Genomic DNA, 17,067 nt, shown 5'->3' on the forward strand with positions numbered 1-17,067 from the left:
AAAACAGCGCGCAGTATGGCGTACTTGGTCGTGGTGCAAAACTTCGCCGACGATCGACACCAACATCCGCCATCTTCCTCACGCTGCTGGTATGATGCGCGGCTTTTTCCGGCCCACCACAATTTTCCAGGCGCTTGCGACGGTCTGTGCTTTGCTGTTGAGGTCGATACATTCACGGCGCCACGCGCGCCACGGGGAGCAGACATGCTGGAAAGGCTGTTTCAACTCAAGGCACACAACACCAACGTGCGGACCGAGATTCTGGCGGGCGTCACGACCTTCCTGGCCATGGCCTACATTCTGTTCGTCAACCCGAGCATCCTCGGCGAGACCGGCATGGACAAAGGCGCAGTATTCGTCGCCACGTGTCTGGCAGCCGCCATTGGCTCCACAGTCATGGGTCTGATCGCCAACTACCCGATCGCCCTTGCGCCGGGCATGGGTCTGAACGCCTTCTTCACCTACACCGTCGTGCTGCACATGGGCCACACCTGGCAAGTGGCGCTGGGTGCGGTGTTCATTTCGGCCGTGTGCTTCTTCCTGCTGTCGATCTTCCGCATCCGTGAATGGATCATCAACAGCATTCCGCTGCCGCTACGTTCGGCGATTGCCGCCGGTATCGGCCTGTTCCTGGCGCTGATCGCCCTGCACAACGCCGGCATCGTGGTCGGTAACCCGGCGACCATGGTCGGCCTCGGTGACCTGAAACAACCGGCCCCGATCCTCGCCACCCTCGGTTTTGCCCTGATCGTTGCCCTTGAAGCGCTGAAAGTGCGCGGCGCGGTGCTGATCGGCATTCTGGTGGTGACCATCGTCTCGATCGTAATGGGCTTCACCCCGTTCGGCGGCGTGACTTCGATGCCACCTTCGCTGGCCCCGACGTTCCTGCAACTGGACATCAAGGGTGCGCTGGACATCGGTCTGGTCAGCGTGATTTTCGCTTTCCTGTTCGTCGACCTGTTCGACAACTCCGGCACCCTGATCGGCGTCGCCAAGCGTGCCGGCCTGATGGGCAAGGACGGCCACATGCCGAAAATGGGCCGTGCGCTGATCGCCGACAGTACCGCTGCGATGGCCGGCTCGCTGCTGGGCACCTCGACCACCACCAGCTACATCGAATCCGCTGCGGGCGTGAGCGCCGGCGGCCGCACCGGCCTGACCGCCATCGTCGTCGCGATCCTGTTCCTGCTGGCGCTGTTCTTCTCGCCACTGGCCGCCAGCGTACCGGCCTTCGCCACCGCGCCGGCGCTGCTGTTCGTCGCCGTGCTGATGACTTCCGGTCTGGCGGAAATAGACTGGGAAGACATCACCGTCGCCGCGCCGGTTGTGGTCACCGCCCTGGCGATGCCTTTCACCTATTCCATCGCCAACGGCATCGCCTTCGGCTTCATCGCCTGGACCGCGATCAAACTGCTGTCCGGTCGCGCCCGCGAGCTGAACCCGGCGCTGGTGATCCTGTCGATTCTGTTCGTGATCAAGTTGGGTTGGTTCAACGCATGACTTTCGATTCCCAGGCCTACGCCGCACAACTCGAAGACAAGGTCACGCGCCTGCGTGACCTGCTGGCCCCGTTCGATGCGCCGCAGCCAACGGTGTTCGACTCGCCGCTGCAGAACTTCCGCCTGCGCGCCGAATTCCGCCTGTGGCGCGAGGGCGGTGAGCGGCACTACGCGATGTTTTCCCAGGACGACAAACGCACGCCGATCCTGATCGAAGAGTTTCCGATCGCCAGCCTGCGCATCAACCAGTTGATGCCGCAATTGAAGGCGGCATGGCAGGCCAGTGCGGCGCTGAGCCACAAGCTGTTTCAGGTGGAGTTTCTGACTACCCTGGCCGGCGACGCGATGATCACCCTGTGCTATCACCGTCCGCTGGACGAACACTGGCACGCTGCGGCCACCAAACTGGCGGCGGATCTGGGCGTCAGCATCATCGGCCGCTCCAAGGGCAAGCGCGAAGTGCTTGGCCTCGATTACGTGGTCGAGAAACTGGAAGTCGGCGGTCGTACCTTCAGCTATCGCCAGCCGGAAGGTGCATTCACCCAGCCCAACGGCACCGTGAACCAGAAGATGCTCAACTGGGCATATGAAGCACTGGGCGATCGCAGCGACGATCTGCTGGAGCTGTACTGCGGCAACGGCAACTTCACCCTGCCGCTGGCGACCCGCGTGCGCAAAGTGCTGGCCACCGAAATCAGCAAGACCTCGGTTAACGCTGCGTTGAGCAACCTGGCCGAAAACGCTGTGGATAACGTTACTCTGGTGCGCCTGTCCGCCGAAGAGCTGACCGAAGCCCTGAACGAAGTTCGGCCGTTCCGTCGCCTGCACGGTATCGACCTGAAAAGCTACGAGTTCGGCAGCGTGTTCGTCGACCCGCCACGGGCCGGCATGGACCCGGACACCTGCGAACTGACCCGTCGCTTCGACAACATTCTGTACATCTCCTGCAACCCGGAGACCCTGGCAGCCAACATCGCCCAACTGCACGACACGCACCGCATAACCCGTTGCGCGTTGTTCGACCAGTTCCCGTGGACTCACCACATGGAGTCCGGCGTGTTGCTGACCCGGCGTTGATCGCAGGTGCCAGATACGAGAAAGCCGTCCTCATCGACGGCTTTTTTGTACCTGCTCACGGCACGGGATCGATCTTGCTCGGGCGCCCGCCCTTCCTGCCGTTGGCCCGTGCGGCTTCAGCTTTCGCGGTGCTGCTCTGGCGGCCATTACGGGAGGCGATCACCGAGGCGGCCATGGCCATCAATGGCTGACTGGCGGAGATCATGCCGGCGATGGAAACCTGCAGGTCCTTGCCGTCGTGGCAAAGGGCGGTGCCGGCGAAGCCCACGCTCAACCCGCTGAAGTCTTCGGGTTCGAAATCATCGAATTCACGGTAGAGATTCACTGGCAGCAGCACGCCACTGTCGTCCTCGAAGCGAATCACCAGACATGGTTTCTGAAAGGCTACCGACACGGCTTGCAGGCTGCTGCGACGGCGCAGTCCTCCCCGCTCAACAGCCTCATCGAGACGCTTTTCCGTTACCGGTCGATCAGCATGCAAACCGGCTTTTACTGTTTTCATAGTTCGATCTCCACACCTTCCTGAGCACCAACCAGGGCCAGCAGGGTTTTGTTTTCTTCTGGTTCGTAATACGCCGACCCGATCCTGAAGGTCTCACCGGTCACTTCACGCATGACGGCCACTTCGTTCGAGTCCCCGTCCCACCATTGGTTATCGAGACAGGCAGTCTGTAGACGAGTCCACCAGATTCGACGGGCCCGCCGCAGATGATTCGTTTCACGCAGCGATTGGCGCAGCCCCTCAAGCACTGCAATCGGTGGCTGACCCGACAGGGGCACCACATCCCATAACTCCACGCCGTTGTGCCAGAAGCTGAATTTGAAGCGGGCACTCCATACACCTGAATCTACGTGCGCATGGGGCGGACAATGTTCGTCTCGCAACATGATCACCACTGACAATCCCTTGTAACTGCACACTTTCATGCCAACCCATCCGTTAGGTTAAAGAATTCGTAAACTGCCATTCCCTGACAATTCCGACCATCGGCATTGCTGCCCTCCAGTGATCATTACGTTTTCGAGCCTAGTGCGGGTTTCAGGAAAGCCCCGCGCAAAATGGTAAGCAGTTCTTTCGCAGCGACCGCGCATTTGCTACATACGAAGACTCATTCCCCGGTGTAATCAATCATGCAGCGACACTTCGACGACCTTCAGCTGGGCAGCATCGAGTTGTTTTGTCTGGCCGCCGAGTGCGGCAGTTTCACCGCTGCGGCGCAGGCGGCTTCGGTGACGCCGGCGGCGGTGAGTCGCTCGGTTTCGCGCATGGAGGAACGCTTGGGCGTGCGGTTGTTCGCGCGCACGACCCGCAGTGTGAAATTGACCGAGAGCGGCCGACGCTATTACGAAGAATGCCGTCAGGCACTGGCGCAACTGGTCGAGGCACAACGGGAAGTCATGGGCCAGCAGCAGGAACCGTCCGGCACCCTGCGGATCAGTATTCCTACAACCTACGCCCATCATCGGATCCTGCCGCTGCTGCCTGCCTTTCGTGCGCGCTTCCCGCAGGTGAAGGTCGACATGCACATCAGCAATCGCAACATCGACTTCGTCGGCGAGGGTTACGACATGGCGATCCGTGTGCGAGTGATTCCAGACTCAGGCCTGATCGCCCGCCATCTGGAAGACGCGGCGCTGGTGATGGTCGCCAGCCCCGACTACCTGAAACGTGCTGGCACGCCGCAGACACTCGAAGACCTCGAACAGCACGAATGCATCCAGTACGAACTGCCCAGCAGCGGACGGCGGATCACCTGGCTGTTTTACGAAGAGGACGCGCCACGGGAAATCCTCGCCGAGGGCAATTTCTGTTGTTCCGATGACGTGCTGGGCGGCGTGACCCTGGCCAGACACGGCGCCGGATTGTTCCAGACCTATCGCTTCATCGTCGAAAAAGAACTGGCCGACGGGTCGCTGATAGAAGTGCTCAAACCCTACAGCGGACGCTCGCGACCGTTCACGTTGCTGTACCCGCAGAATCGCCACATGCCGCTGCGTGTCAGGGCTTTCATCGATTTTCTGGTGGAGCAATTGCCGAATTGAGTTTCGCCAGTGTGCGATCACCGCACACAAAACAGGACTGTCGATGCAGAGCCATTGCTTAAAGTAACCAGCTAGTACAATTTAACTCCACAGGTCGAAACCCTCGACCCAAGCCAAAAACAATAAGTGGAGTTTGCCCCATGCCCCCTATCGTTCTGGTGCTCAACGGCCCGAACCTGAACCTTCTCGGCACCCGTGAACCGGCGACCTACGGTCACGAAACCCTGGCCGACATCTCTGCCCTGTGCGGTCGCGCTGCCGAAGAATTCGGCTTGGCCGTTGAGTTTCGCCAGACCAACCACGAAGGCGAACTGCTCGACTGGATTCACGGCGCCCGTCAGCGCTGCGCCGGCATCGTCATCAATCCGGCCGCCTGGACTCACACTTCGGTCGCGATCCGCGACGCCCTGATCGCCAGCGAACTGCCGGTGATCGAAGTGCACCTGTCCAACGTTCACGCCCGCGAGCCGTTCCGTCATCACTCGTTCGTCTCGGCCATCGCCACGGCAGTGATGTGCGGCTTCGGCAGCCACGGCTATCGCCTGGCCCTGGAACATTTCAGCCAGCGGCTGAAGGGGTGATCCGCATGAATCGCAACAACGTGATACTCGCCGGACTGATCGGCGCTGGCATTCAGGCCTCCCGCACCCCGGCCATGCATGAGCACGAAGGCGACGAACAGGGCCTGCGTTACCTGTACCGCTTGATCGATCTCGATCAATTGCAACTGGACAGCAACGCCCTGCCCGACCTGCTGCTGGCCGCCGAGCGGATGAACTACACCGGGCTGAACATCACCTTCCCTTGCAAGCAGGCAATCATCCCGCTGCTCGATGAATTGTCCCCGGAAGCCCGAGGCATCGGTGCCGTGAACACGGTGGTGCTGAAGGACGGCAAACGCGTCGGCCACAACACCGATTGCCTGGGTTTCGCCGAAGGTTTTCGTCGCGGCCTGCCAGACGTCGCCCGCGAACGTGTAGTCCAGATGGGCGCTGGTGGCGCAGGCGCGGCAGTGGCCCACGCCTTGTTGAGCGAAGGCGTACAGCAACTGAGCATTTTTGATGTGGACGTGGAGCGCGCCGAATGTCTGGCCGACAACCTCAACCAGCATTTTGGTGCCGGTCGGGCGGTTGCCGGGCATGATCTGGCGAGCACGTTGAGTCAGGCCGACGGCCTGGTAAACACCACGCCGATGGGCATGGCCAAATTACCCGGCATGCCCGTGCCGGCGGCATTGCTGCGGCCCGAGTTGTGGGTGGCGGAGATCGTGTATTTCCCGCTGGAAACCGAACTGCTGCGCAACGCCCGCGCCCTGGGTTGCCGAACCCTGGATGGTGGCAACATGGCGGTGTTTCAGGCAGTGAAGGCGTTTGAACTGTTCAGCGGTGTGGCGCCGGATGCGCAACGAATGCTGGCGCATTTTCAAAGCATGAATGGATAAAACCGTGAGGGGGCGACGCCCCCTCGATACCGATCAGGCCTGCAGGTAACGCAGCACCGACTCGCAAATCATTTCGCGATGACGCTGCTTGATGGTCTCGTCCGGCAGGTCGATCTGAAAGATCTCACCGAACGTGTGGCGGTTCGATACGCGATAGAAGCAGAACGAACTGATCAGCAGATGCACATCCAGCGCGTCGAGCCCGGCGCGGAACACACCTTCAGCGGCGCCGCGCGCCAGGATCTCGCCCAGCGAATCGAGGATCGTGTTGTTCATCGCCTTGATCGCATCGGAACGCTTCACGTACTCGGCGTTGTGGATGTTTTCGATGCAGACGATGCGCACGAAATCGACGTTGCGGTCGTGGTGATCGAAGGTGAATTCCACCAAGCGCCGGATCGCCTCCACCGGCGGCAGCTCGGCCAGATGCAAACGGTTTTCAGTGCTGCGGATATCGCCGTAGAGCTTCTCCAGCACCTCGACATACAACTGCTCCTTGCTGCCGAAGTAGTAATAGATCATGCGTTTGGAGGTGTGGATACGCTCGGCGATCGCGTCCACGCGAGCACCGGACAGCCCCTGCTGGACGAACTCGACGATCGCCTCCTGCAGGATGTTCTCGCGGGTTTTTTCCGGGTTGTTCTTGCGACTCTTGCGCGGCTCTACCGCTGATGAAACGGGGGCTGCGGAAAGTTCTGAAGTCATTGTCATTGCGGGCTCACGGCCATCACTGCACAGGCTGGCGATTATGGGCCGCGCAGCACAGTGAAGGAAGCCGCGCGACCCGGGTTTAATCCCGCGTTTACGAATTTCCTACAACTTCGCCTGGCGAACTGCGCCACTGCGTGATTTGGCCATCGCCGCCAACCGCACCGCAACGTTGGCCGCGCCGTAACCGGCATAACCGTTCTTGCGCTGGATGATCTCGAAGAAGAAGCGCCCTTCGAACGGCTCGGTATAGACGTGAAACAACTCGCCGCCCTGAGCGTCGCGGTCATACAGCACGTTGTAGTACGCCAGCTCGCTGAGGAATTCGTCATCGAAATCGAAACGCGCCGCGAGGTCGTCGTAATAGTTCAGCGGGATGTCCAGCAGCGGCACCCCCGCCTCTTTCGCCCGGCTGACTTCGGCGAAGATATCGTCGCAATCAAAGGCGATGTGATGCACCCCGGAGCCGCGATAACTCGACAGCGCGTGTGAGATCGCAGTGTTGCGGTTCTCGGAAATGTTCAGCGGCAGGCGGATCGAACTGTCGCGGCTGCGCAACGCGCGACTCTTCACCAGCCCGTACGGATCCGGCAGCACCACTTCGTCATCTGCCTCGAAATCCAGCAGGCTCTTGTAGAACAGCACCCAACTGTCGAGGCTGTCTGCAGGCAGCGCCATGGCCATGTGATCGATGCGCTTGAGGCCGCCGCGCGCCACTGCATCCGGCAGCAGGTTGAAGTCGGTGCCGTAGACATCCGCCTCCTGATCCACCAGATAAATCAGGCTGCCGTCCGGCGCACGCACCGCCGCCAGTTCCAGCTCGTTGGGGCCGACCAGTCCGCGATACGGCTGACCTTTATAAGCGACAGCACGGGCCAGCGCACTGGCGCTATCCTTGACCCGCACGGCAGTGGCGCACAGCGAAGGGCCGTGAGCCTCGAAAAAGCTGTGGCCGAACGAATAGGGTTCGGAGTTGAGGATCAGGTTGATATCGCCCTGACGCAACAGGCTGACGCTCTTGGAGCGATGCTGGCCGGCCTTGACGAAACCCAGCCGTTCCAGCCAGTTCGACAGCTTGGCGCCCAGGCTTTCATCCACGGCGAACTCAAGAAACTCGATGCCGTTGTATTCGCTGGCCTTCGGCGTTTCGAAGAGGATGTCGCGGTTATCCACAGGACGGATTTCCTGCTCCAGACGCTGGCGGGTTTTCTCCTCCAGGTACAGCAGCGAACGCAGACCGTCGGCCGCATTGGCCCGAGGCGGCGCGGCGCGGAAGCCGTCGTTGAAGATTTCCAGCGACAGCGGCCCGGTGTAGCCGCTCTGGATGATTGGCGCGAGGAAGCCCGGCAAATCGAATTCGCCCTGTCCCGGGAAGCAGCGGAAGTGCCGGCTCCACTCCAGCACGTCCATCGCCAGGATCGGCGCGTCGGCCATTTGCACGAAGAAAATCTTGTCGCCGGGAATCTCGGCAATCGCCCGCGGATCGCCCTTGAGCGACAGTGTGTGGAAGCTGTCGAGCAACACGCCGAGGGCCGGATGATCGGCCTGACGCACGATGTCCCAGACCTGTTGATAAGTGTTCACGTGACGGCCCCAGGCCAGCGCTTCATAACCGATGCGCAGGCCACGGGCGCCGGCGCGCTCGGCCAGCAGACGCAGGTCGTCGATGAGGATCTGTTGATCGCCGATACTGTCGGGGGAGGCATTGCTGCAGACCAGCACCAGGTCGGTGCCCAGTTCCTGCATCAGGTCGAACTTGCGCTCGGCCCGCTCCAGATTGCGCTCCAGACGATCGCGGCGGCAGCCTTCAAAATCGCGGAACGGCTGGAACAGGGTGATGGCGATTCCAAGGTCGGCGCACATCTGCCGGATTTCCCGGGGACTGCCGTCGTAATACAGAAGATCGTTCTCGAAAATCTCCACCCCGTCGAACCCGGCGGCGGCAATGGCTTCGAGTTTTTCCGGCAGGGTTCCGCTCAAGGAAACGGTGGCAATGGATCGCTGCATGTTTCAACTCCCGGTGGAGACGTCGGCTACGGAAATTGCGCCGCTTTTATAGAGTGAGCGAATTATTGGTCCCGGTTTTTCATTGAGCAATTTAAACTGTACTACCCGGTTAGTTTTGCGTGCGATTATCGAACACAATGCCGGTTTGGCGAATTGACGATTTTTCGCCCACTGCCCAACATCCGTCTCACCTTGAGTCCGGAACTTAACCACCGGTCGCAGCGTGCAAAAAAGCAAGCACACCAAATAACAAATCCAAAAACGGGTGGAACACATGATTCCTTCACAGACTTCCCGCATGGCTCCGGCCATGAGCACTGCCACGGGTGGCATCGGCGACAAGATCCGCGGCGCCATGGCCGTCGGCAAGACCCGTTGGGGCATGCTGGCGCTGGTGTTTTTCGCCACCACCCTGAACTACATCGACCGCGCCGCCCTCGGCGTCATGCAGCCGATCCTCGCCAAGGAAATGAGCTGGACGGCGATGGACTATGCCAACATCAACTTCTGGTTTCAGGTCGGCTACGCGATCGGCTTCGTGCTGCAAGGACGGCTGATCGACCGGGTCGGCGTCAAACGCGTGTTCTTCTGCGCGGTGCTGCTCTGGAGCCTGGCCACCGGCGCCCATGGTCTGGCAACCTCGGCGGTGGGCTTCATGGTCTGCCGGTTCATCCTCGGCCTGACCGAAGCGGCCAACTACCCGGCCTGCGTGAAGACCACGCGCCTGTGGTTCCCGGCCGGCGAGCGCGCCGTGGCCACCGGCATCTTCAACGCCGGCACCAACGTCGGCGCGATGTTCACCCCGATGCTGCTGCCGCTGATCCTTCACGTGTGGGGCTGGCAGGCCGCGTTCCTGTGCATGTCGGCACTGGGCGGGATCTGGCTGCTGTTCTGGGGCCTGAAGTATTTCAATCCGGAAGATCACCCGAGCGTGAAGCAGTCCGAGCTGGACTACATTCAGAAAGAAGTCGAACCGGAACAGGCCCGCGTGCCGTTCTCGCGAATCCTGCGCATGCGCGGCACCTGGGCCTTCGCCCTCGCCTACGCGCTGACCGCGCCGGTGTTCTGGTTCTACCTGTACTGGCTGCCGCCGTTTCTCAATCAGCAATACAACCTGGGCATCAACGTCACCCAGATGGGCATTCCGCTGATCATCATTTACGTCACTGCTGACTTCGGCAGCGTGGGTGGCGGGATTCTGTCTTCGTTCCTGATCGGTCGCGGCATGAACTCGATCAAGGCGCGGCTGCTGTCGATGTTCCTGTTCGCCTGCTGCATCATCGGCGTGGTCATGGCCGCCGGTTCCGCCAACCTGTGGATCGCAGTGGCCGCCATCTCCCTGGCCATCGGCGCGCACCAGGCCTGGACCGCCAACATCTGGAGCCTGGTAATGGACTACACGCCCAAGCACATGATGAGCACGGTGTTCGGTTTCGGCGGCATGTGCGCGGCAATCGGCGGGATGTTCATGACCCAGATCGTCGGCCACATCCTGACCGTCACCAACAACAACTACACCGTGCTGTTCACCCTGATCCCGGCGATGTACTTCATTGCCCTGACGTGGATGTACTTCGTGGCACCGCGCAAGATTCCTACCGTCACTGAGTAACCCTCCTGCACCGGCCGGCCTGATTTCAGGCCGGTCACGTCTTCAGCGCCGGCTCTGCTGCCACGCTGCCGCCAGTCCGCTGCAACAGATCACCGCGATCCCGATGACCGTCATCAGGGTCGGTGTGTGATTGAACAGCAGCCAGCCCAACAACCCCGCAAACACAATCTGGCAATAGCCGAACGGCGCCAGCAAGGCCGGGGCGGCATGGCGGAACGCCTGGGTCAAAAACAGGTGAGCGGTCATTCCGCAGCTGCCCAGCGCCAGCATCAACAACCCATGCTTCAGGCTCGGCGTCTGCCAGAAAAACGGCACCAGTGCACTCATCACCAACGTGTTGCACAACCCGGCAAAAAAGTTGCTGGTGGTCGGGCTGTCCACTTCCGCGAGTTTGCGGGTGAGCAGTTGATAGAAGCAGAAAAACAGTGCGGAACAGAATGGCAACAGCACCGCCGGCGTGAACAGTTCACCGCCGGGATGAACGATGATCAAGACGCCGATGAACCCGCAAATCACCGCGATCCACTGCCCCCGCGTCACCCGCTCCTTGAGCAACGGCACCGACAGCGCCGTGACCAGCACCGGTGCGAGAAAATTGACGGCCGTGGCTTCGGCCAGCGGGATATACAACAGTGCCGTGGTGAAAAACAGGCTGGTGCCCAGCAGGCACAACGCCCGCGCCAACTGCCACAACGGACGTTTGGTGCGCAGTACGCGCAGCCCGGACTGCGGCAGGAAAATTCCCGCCATCAGCAGCGTGTGTACCAGATAGCGCGCCCATACCACCATGATGATCGGATAAAAACCCGAGAGGTATTTCGACAGCGCGTCGTGACTGGAGAACAGGAAGGTTGCCACGACAATCAGCAAGATCCCTTTGAAGGGCTGGTTGAAACCGGAAAGCGGAGTGCTGACAGTCATTGGCTATCTCTGAATGAAAAATAAACAGTGGTGAGGACACATACGCCCTCACCCCTTGAAGCAGACTTAAAGCCGGGCCAACAATTCCCGCGTCCGGTCGATTGCCATTTGCGCCCTCTGCAATCCACTCACGCCTTGCTCAAGCAATTTGACCGTAGGAATTTCCAGACTCAATGGCAGGTTAGCCGGCAGGCCGCGCAACAACCCGGGCAGATCACAATCGCCCTCGCCGGGAAACCGTCGCTCGTTGCGGGCCTGACGCAAGATCTCGGCCATGTCCGTCGGTCTCGGCCCGGCGACATCGCACAACTGTGCATAGCGCAACTGCGCAGCCGGCACGTCGGTCAGATCCTCCAGCCGCGAGCCCGACCGGTCAAAGTGGAACGCATCCACGAGTACCGCACCGTTGTCACGCCCGGCGTTATCGACAATGCGCACCGCCTGCTCAAGATTGCGCACATCGGTCCAGGGCATGAACTCCAGATGCGGATGCAAGCCATAAGGCGCTGCCAAATCACACAGTGCCGCGAAATGATCGGTGAGTCGCAGCTCGTCGGGATCGTTACCGGCGACCAGCAACTCGCTGGCACCGAATTCCGCACCGACGCTGAGCAGTTTCTCGAAATCGGAGACGACCGTCTGCGGTTTCAAACGCAGGATCTCCACATCGAGCACGCCGATGCCGGTGTCACGCAAACGCGCCAGTGTCTGGTGACGCAGGCCGGCATCGGCCACCAGCGGGAAGTGATATTCGTCAGGCGTCGCCGGCTCCAGACGCAGACCCACATGGCTATAACCGGCACGCGCCGCCACCTCGACCATGTCGGGTGGCGACAACTCCAGCACGGTCAGGCTGGCCAGGGACAAAATTCGCTCGCCCATGTTCAGGCCTCCATCTGCGCAGGTTCGGTGGTGCGTCCGCTGGCCGCTGCGTCACGAATGGCCTCGACCAGCGCCAGCGTGCGGGCGGCGTCGGCAGCACTCACCAGCGGTTCGACTTCCCGCCGCGCCACGCGGACGAAATGCTGCAACTGCAACCGCCCGGCTTCGTCAGGCGTGAACGTTTCATCGACCGACAGCAACGGCTCATGCCAACCGGCGTCCACCTGATCGGCGCTGTAATGCCAGCACTTGAGTTGCGGAAGGCTCAAGGCCCCGGCCGTTCCCGCCAGCAAGTAACAAGGCTGATCGGCCTGACGCGGATAGACCGGGTTTTCCCCGGAGTTCAACTCCCAGCTCCACGGCGCCGCCACCGCATCGGAACCGGTCAGGCTGCCCAGCGCTCCGCCATCGAATTGCAGCAGGATCGCCGCGCTGTCCTCATTGGCGAACCCGCGCACCGAACGATCGGTGATTGCCTGCACCGAACGCACTTCACCGCACAAATGACGCAGCAGATCGAGGTCGTGAATCAAATTGGTCAGCAGCATGCCCGCGCCCTCTTCGCGCCGCCACGCCGTTTCAAAATAATGGTCGGGTTTGCGCAATTGGAACAACGCGGTCACCAGAGTCAACCGTCCCAATGCCCCGCCCTTAACCAGCTCATGGGCGCGCACGATCAACGGATTGTGCCGCCGATGATGGCCGACCAGCACCGGCACACCACTGCGCTTCACCGCTGCCACCAGTTCCCGCGCTTCATCAAGGTTTACGCCCACCGGTTTTTCCAGCAATACCGGAATGCCAGCGGCCAGGCAGTCCAGCGCGGTGCTGACGTGCTGATTATTCGGATTGGCGACGATGACTGCGTCTGGCCGGTTCTGCTCCAGCATCTGACGGTGATCGGCGAAATGCGCCACACCCCACTCCGCCGCCAAGGCCGGTGCAAGAGGGCCGGGATCGGCCACGGCGCACAACGTGGCCTCAGTGAGATGTTTCAGGTGCCGGTAATGCTGCTGGCCCATGTTGCCGGCGCCGATCAGGGCGATTCGAAGGGACGGGTTCAAGGTGCGATCCTCTTGTAATTGTTGTGGGAAAAGTCACTCCACAAACAATTTAGAACCCAGTTCCATATTCTCACACCCACCTGGCTGAAAAGTGGGCGAACAGCGCACAGCTTTGCTTAAACGAACAGCTCCGAGGCCAGGCTGGCCGCCGACAACTCCTCGGTAAACGTCAGTAACAGCGGCCCCAGCTCATGCAATCGTGCCCCCGGCATCCGTGCGCTTGGCCCGGCGATGCTGAGCACGCCAATCACCCGGCCATCGGCGGGATGTTTGACCACGGCGGCGATTGCCGAAGTGCCCACCGCCGAGCTTTCTTCCACGCAGGCATAGCCCTGTTCTCGGGCCACCCGCAGGCGTTCGAGCAGTTCAATATTGGAGCGCGGCGCGTTGGGCCCGATATCCGCCGGCACTTCCGCCCCTTGGCGCTCAACCAGCGACAACGCCTCGGCGTCGCTCATGCACGCCAGCCACGCATGGCCCGAGGCGGTGTAGAACAGCGGCGCATCGCGGCCCATGTCCGGGTCGTAGCGCAGGCCGGTGCGGGCGCCCTGGGCCTTGGCAATCCAGGTCTGGCGCTCGCCGTCGATCACCCCCAGGCGCACCAACTCACCGGTTTCCTCGGCCAGGCGATCGAGCACCGGCTGCACGATGTCGGCACCGCTGCTCGACAGGTACTGGAAGCCCATCGCCACCAGTTTGGTCGACAGGTGATAGCGCAGTGTCTCGGGGTTCTGCCGCACGTAACCCAGGCGGATCAGTTCGGCGAGCAGGCGATGAGTCGCGCTCTTCGGAATGTCCAGTTGCTCGGCCAACGTCTGCATCGGCAGCCCGCGCGGATCACTGGTGAGGCTTTCCAGCACGCTGAAAACCCGTTCGATTTGACTGCCGGCCATGATGAGCTCCCGGTTAAATTCCACCGATTCTAGAAGACATGCCAAGGAATGCGAAATCTGGAACCCTGTGTCCGATTACCGCCCGGTTTGCACGTCAGCCGGTTGATCTACTTCGTCAGCACTGGTTATTTTCTGGAACCTGATTCTAAAAATAACTTATTGCTGGAGCCCTTCCTGATGCCTGCCCTTCCCGATATCGACTGTGACGTTCTGGTGGTCGGCTCCGGCGCCGCCGGTTTGTCGGCCGCCGTCACCGCTGCCTGGCATGGCTTGAAGGTCATCGTGGTGGAAAAGGATCCGGTGTTCGGCGGCGCCACCGCCTGGTCCGGCGGCTGGGCGTGGGTGCCGTGCAATCCACTGGCCCGGCGCGCCGGGATCGTGGAAGACGTGGAATTGCCGCGCACCTATCTGCGCCACGAACTCGGCAAGCACTACGATCCAGCCATGATTGACGCCTTCCTTGAGGCCGGCCCTCGCATGGTGGCGTTCTTCGAACAACACACCGCCCTGCAATTTGCCGACGGCAACGCCATCGCCGACATCCACGGTGAAACCCCAGGTGCAGGAACCGGCGGACGTTCGGTCATTGCCGCTCCCTATGACGGACGAAAGGTCGGGCGCCTGCTCAAGCGCCTTCGTACAACCATGCGCGAAACATCGTTCATGGGCATGCCGATCATGGCCGGCGCGGACCTGTCGGCCTTTCTCAATCTGACTCGCTCGTTGTCGGCGGCCTGGCACGTGACCCGGCGTTTCACCCGCCACCTTCTGGATCTGGCGCTGCACGGTCGGGCGATGCAACTGGTCAACGGCGTTGCGCTGGTGGCGCGGCTGGCGAAATCCGCCGAAGACCTCGGCGTACTGCTGTGGGAGTCAGCGCCGGTGACCGAGCTGCTGCGCGACGACTCACGCATCACCGGCGCTCGCGTGAATACCGCAAAAGGCCCGGTCAATGTCCACGCACGCAAAGCCGTGGTGCTCGCGGCTGGAGGGTTCGCCAACGACATCGAACGGCGCAGGGCTTTGTTCCCTCGCACGCCCACCGGTCATGAACATTGGGCGCTGCCTCCGTTGGCCGTCAATGGCGATGGCCTGCGGCTGGGTGAAAACGTCGGAGGCCGGGTCAACACCGATGTGGTCTCGCCAGTCGCGTGGGCACCCGTCTCGCAAGTGCCGCATTCAGACGGCAGCATCGGCCATTTCCCACACATCATCGAGCGCGGCAAACCGGGGATCATCGGCGTGCTGCGCAGCGGCCAGCGCTTCGTCAACGAAGCCAACGGTTATTACGACTACGTCAGCGCCATGGTCGCCGCAACTCCCGAAGGCGAAGAGGTCGCGTCCTGGCTGATTTGTACCCGAGCTTTCCAACGGCGCTACGGGCTCGGCATGTCCCGGCCGTTTCCGGTTCCGGTGTCAGGTTTTATCCGCAGCGGTTATCTGAAAACCGGCAATACCCTTGAGGAACTGGCCACGGCTTGCGGTATCGACCCAAAGGGCCTGCGCACCACCGTCGATGACTACAACCACCACGCCCGCCACGGCGATGACCCGCTGTTCGGGCGCGGCTCGACCCCTTACAACCGCAAACAGGGAGACCCGAAGCAACAACCCAACCCGTGCGTGGCCCCCCTCGAACATGGCCCGTTCTTCGCCGTAAAGGTGCAGCCAGGTTGCTTCGGCACCTTCGCCGGGCTCAAGGTCAACCCGCACGCGCAAGTGCTCGACGCCGAAGACCGACCCATCGCCGGGCTCTACGCTGCAGGTGGTGACATGGCCAGCATCATGGGCGGGCATTACCCGGCAGGCGGGATCAACCTCGGCCCGGCATTGACTTTCGGTTACATCGCGGCCCGGCACATTGCCGGCATTTCGGCATTCGAACAGGAGATCGACCATGCAGCACATCGTTAACAGACAAGGACTGAACCTGCCGAAACTCGGCCTCGGCACCTGGCCGATGCTTGGCGAGGAATGCACCCGCGCCGTGGAGCAAGCGCTGGAAGTCGGTTACCGGCACATCGACACGGCAGCCGCCTACAACAACGAAGACGCAGTCGGACAGGCGCTGGCGAATACGTCGACACCCCGCGAGCAGATCCACGTCACCACCAAAGTCTGGTGGGACCAGCTGCAACCGGATGCCATGCGCCACTCGCTGGACCGCAGCCTCAAAGCGTTGCGCAGCGAGTACGTCGACCTGTTCATGATCCATTGGCCGACCACGGATTGGGACCTGCCGCGCACTCTCGAGACCCTCGCCTCGTTCAAGGAGCAAGGTCTGGCTCGCAACATCGGCGTGGCGAATTTTCCGCTACCGTTGCTGCGAAAAGTCGTCGAGGACTACGGCATTCCTCTGTCAGCGATCCAGGTCGAATACCACGTCCTGCTCGGACAAAACGCGCTGCTCGACTACGCCCGTCAACACGATCTGGCATTGACGGCCTACACGCCGCTGGCGCGTAACAAAGTCTCGGAGATTCCACAGATTCAGCAGATCGCCGAAAAACACGGCGTGCTGCCAACTCAGGTTGCGCTGAAGTGGCTGCTGGATCAGGACAGCGTCGCGGCGATTCCCAAGGCCAGCAGCAAAACCAATCAACTGGCCAACCTGGCCTCATTGAACGTTTGCCTTGATGATGACGACCGCGCGTTGATTGCGACACTGTCCAAACGCGAGCGCCAGGTGAGTCCGGACTTCGCGCCGGTGTGGGATGCCTTCGACCGCTGAGCCCTGACCCAGCAAAAGAAATCCGGCGCCGGATTGAATTCCCGACGCTCATGCTCGTCAATAACAGGCCCGACTTCGCCCCGCGAGGTCGGGCCTGTTGGTTTGTGTGCGAATGGACGGACGACCGGACTGGCGCCACACTCACTCACCAGCAACACTCACCAGCAACACTCATCACCACGATCAGAT

16 protein-coding genes are annotated in these 17,067 nt (G+C 61.4%); 8 read left to right on the forward strand and 8 right to left on the reverse strand.

Features of this window, described 5'->3' with window-relative positions:
* The first annotated feature begins 204 nt into the window (after positions 1-204).
* Positions 205-1,500 carry an NCS2 family permease gene (locus CAF87_RS20915; protein WP_085697559.1) on the forward strand — a complete coding sequence of 432 codons (1,296 nt, stop codon included), beginning with the start codon at positions 205-207 and terminating at the stop codon, positions 1,498-1,500.
* Positions 1,497-2,576, forward strand: coding sequence for a tRNA (uridine(54)-C5)-methyltransferase TrmA (gene trmA, locus CAF87_RS20920; protein ID WP_085732882.1), 1,080 nt, complete (start codon positions 1,497-1,499; stop codon positions 2,574-2,576). Before CAF87_RS20915 ends, trmA begins: the two co-directional genes overlap by 4 nt.
* Before the next feature lie 55 nt (positions 2,577-2,631).
* On the opposite strand, the gene CAF87_RS20925 is transcribed toward trmA, so the two are convergent.
* Together CAF87_RS20925 and CAF87_RS20930 are read right to left on the reverse strand one after the other, a co-directional pair.
* On the reverse strand, positions 2,632-3,078 hold the full coding sequence (locus CAF87_RS20925) for a hypothetical protein (RefSeq protein WP_085732883.1): 447 nt from the start codon (positions 3,076-3,078) through the stop codon (positions 2,632-2,634).
* Positions 3,075-3,503, reverse strand: coding sequence for a DUF4160 domain-containing protein (locus CAF87_RS20930; RefSeq protein WP_085732884.1), 429 nt, complete (start codon positions 3,501-3,503; stop codon positions 3,075-3,077). The genes CAF87_RS20925 and CAF87_RS20930 overlap by 4 nt, the downstream gene beginning before the upstream one ends.
* Before the next feature lie 204 nt (positions 3,504-3,707).
* On the opposite strand from CAF87_RS20930, the gene CAF87_RS20935 reads away from it, so the two are divergent.
* The 3 genes from CAF87_RS20935 (at position 3,708) to CAF87_RS20945 (ending at position 6,060) form a co-directional block, all read left to right on the forward strand.
* Positions 3,708-4,619: a LysR family transcriptional regulator gene (locus tag CAF87_RS20935; RefSeq protein ID WP_085732886.1), complete on the forward strand. Its 912-nt coding sequence runs from the start codon at positions 3,708-3,710 to the stop codon at positions 4,617-4,619.
* A gap of 140 nt (positions 4,620-4,759) precedes the next feature.
* Positions 4,760-5,200: a type II 3-dehydroquinate dehydratase gene (gene aroQ / locus CAF87_RS20940; RefSeq protein ID WP_085732888.1), complete on the forward strand. Its 441-nt coding sequence runs from the start codon at positions 4,760-4,762 to the stop codon at positions 5,198-5,200.
* A 5-nt stretch (positions 5,201-5,205) separates the two neighbouring features.
* Positions 5,206-6,060, forward strand: a complete 855-nt coding sequence (locus CAF87_RS20945) for a shikimate dehydrogenase (protein ID WP_085732889.1) — start codon at positions 5,206-5,208, stop codon at positions 6,058-6,060.
* 33 nt (positions 6,061-6,093) lie between these two features.
* On the opposite strand, the gene CAF87_RS20950 is transcribed toward CAF87_RS20945, so the two are convergent.
* Positions 6,094-6,771 (reverse strand): TetR family transcriptional regulator, encoded by a 678-nt coding sequence (locus tag CAF87_RS20950; RefSeq protein WP_085732890.1) that lies wholly within the window; start codon positions 6,769-6,771, stop codon positions 6,094-6,096.
* A gap of 102 nt (positions 6,772-6,873) precedes the next feature.
* Positions 6,874-8,775, reverse strand: a complete 1,902-nt coding sequence (quiC, locus tag CAF87_RS20955) for a 3-dehydroshikimate dehydratase QuiC (protein WP_085732891.1) — start codon at positions 8,773-8,775, stop codon at positions 6,874-6,876.
* Positions 8,776-9,049: 274 nt separating this feature from the next.
* On the opposite strand from quiC, the gene CAF87_RS20960 reads away from it, so the two are divergent.
* The gene (locus CAF87_RS20960; RefSeq protein ID WP_085687864.1) at positions 9,050-10,387 is read left to right on the forward strand and encodes an MFS transporter; all 1,338 of its coding nucleotides are present in this window, start codon (positions 9,050-9,052) and stop codon (positions 10,385-10,387) included.
* A 42-nt stretch (positions 10,388-10,429) separates the two neighbouring features.
* On the opposite strand, the gene CAF87_RS20965 is transcribed toward CAF87_RS20960, so the two are convergent.
* From CAF87_RS20965 to CAF87_RS20980, 4 genes are all read right to left on the reverse strand, one after another.
* Positions 10,430-11,308: a DMT family transporter gene (locus tag CAF87_RS20965; RefSeq protein WP_085732893.1), complete on the reverse strand. Its 879-nt coding sequence runs from the start codon at positions 11,306-11,308 to the stop codon at positions 10,430-10,432.
* Between the two features lie 66 nt (positions 11,309-11,374).
* Entirely contained in the window at positions 11,375-12,190 is an 816-nt protein-coding gene (locus tag CAF87_RS20970; RefSeq protein ID WP_085732895.1) for a sugar phosphate isomerase/epimerase, read from the reverse strand.
* Positions 12,191-12,192: 2 nt separating this feature from the next.
* Positions 12,193-13,254, reverse strand: a complete 1,062-nt coding sequence (locus tag CAF87_RS20975; RefSeq protein ID WP_085732897.1) for a Gfo/Idh/MocA family protein — start codon at positions 13,252-13,254, stop codon at positions 12,193-12,195.
* A 116-nt stretch (positions 13,255-13,370) separates the two neighbouring features.
* Positions 13,371-14,147, reverse strand: a complete 777-nt coding sequence (locus CAF87_RS20980) for an IclR family transcriptional regulator (protein WP_085732899.1) — start codon at positions 14,145-14,147, stop codon at positions 13,371-13,373.
* Between the two features lie 177 nt (positions 14,148-14,324).
* Between CAF87_RS20980 and CAF87_RS20985 the strand changes: the two genes are divergently transcribed.
* Both CAF87_RS20985 and CAF87_RS20990 read left to right on the forward strand, forming a co-directional pair.
* A complete protein-coding gene (locus CAF87_RS20985) occupies positions 14,325-16,061 on the forward strand; it encodes an FAD-dependent oxidoreductase (protein ID WP_085732900.1) in 1,737 nt (578 codons plus the stop codon).
* Positions 16,045-16,878, forward strand: a complete 834-nt coding sequence (locus tag CAF87_RS20990; protein WP_085732901.1) for an aldo/keto reductase — start codon at positions 16,045-16,047, stop codon at positions 16,876-16,878. The genes CAF87_RS20985 and CAF87_RS20990 overlap by 17 nt, the downstream gene beginning before the upstream one ends.
* The last annotated feature ends 189 nt before the right edge of the window (positions 16,879-17,067 follow it).

This window comes from Pseudomonas sp. R38(2017) (genome assembly GCF_002112395.1).
GTDB lineage: Bacteria > Pseudomonadota > Gammaproteobacteria > Pseudomonadales > Pseudomonadaceae > Aquipseudomonas.

Excerpts from the sequence above, each read along its gene's own strand:
- CAF87_RS20915 (WP_085697559.1), top strand. The coding sequence starts at position 205 with ATGCTGGAAAGGCTGTTTCAACTCAAGGCACACAACACCAACGTGCGG.
- trmA (WP_085732882.1), top strand. The coding sequence starts at position 1,497 with ATGACTTTCGATTCCCAGGCCTACGCCGCACAACTCGAAGACAAGGTC.
- CAF87_RS20925 (WP_085732883.1), bottom strand. The coding sequence starts at position 3,078 with ATGAAAACAGTAAAAGCCGGTTTGCATGCTGATCGACCGGTAACGGAA.
- CAF87_RS20930 (WP_085732884.1), bottom strand. The coding sequence starts at position 3,503 with ATGAAAGTGTGCAGTTACAAGGGATTGTCAGTGGTGATCATGTTGCGA.
- CAF87_RS20935 (WP_085732886.1), top strand. The coding sequence starts at position 3,708 with ATGCAGCGACACTTCGACGACCTTCAGCTGGGCAGCATCGAGTTGTTT.
- aroQ (WP_085732888.1), top strand. The coding sequence starts at position 4,760 with ATGCCCCCTATCGTTCTGGTGCTCAACGGCCCGAACCTGAACCTTCTC.
- CAF87_RS20945 (WP_085732889.1), top strand. The coding sequence starts at position 5,206 with ATGAATCGCAACAACGTGATACTCGCCGGACTGATCGGCGCTGGCATT.
- CAF87_RS20950 (WP_085732890.1), bottom strand. The coding sequence starts at position 6,771 with ATGACAATGACTTCAGAACTTTCCGCAGCCCCCGTTTCATCAGCGGTA.
- quiC (WP_085732891.1), bottom strand. The coding sequence starts at position 8,775 with ATGCAGCGATCCATTGCCACCGTTTCCTTGAGCGGAACCCTGCCGGAA.
- CAF87_RS20960 (WP_085687864.1), top strand. The coding sequence starts at position 9,050 with ATGATTCCTTCACAGACTTCCCGCATGGCTCCGGCCATGAGCACTGCC.
- CAF87_RS20965 (WP_085732893.1), bottom strand. The coding sequence starts at position 11,308 with ATGACTGTCAGCACTCCGCTTTCCGGTTTCAACCAGCCCTTCAAAGGG.
- CAF87_RS20970 (WP_085732895.1), bottom strand. The coding sequence starts at position 12,190 with ATGGGCGAGCGAATTTTGTCCCTGGCCAGCCTGACCGTGCTGGAGTTG.
- CAF87_RS20980 (WP_085732899.1), bottom strand. The coding sequence starts at position 14,147 with ATGGCCGGCAGTCAAATCGAACGGGTTTTCAGCGTGCTGGAAAGCCTC.
- CAF87_RS20985 (WP_085732900.1), top strand. The coding sequence starts at position 14,325 with ATGCCTGCCCTTCCCGATATCGACTGTGACGTTCTGGTGGTCGGCTCC.
- CAF87_RS20990 (WP_085732901.1), top strand. The coding sequence starts at position 16,045 with ATGCAGCACATCGTTAACAGACAAGGACTGAACCTGCCGAAACTCGGC.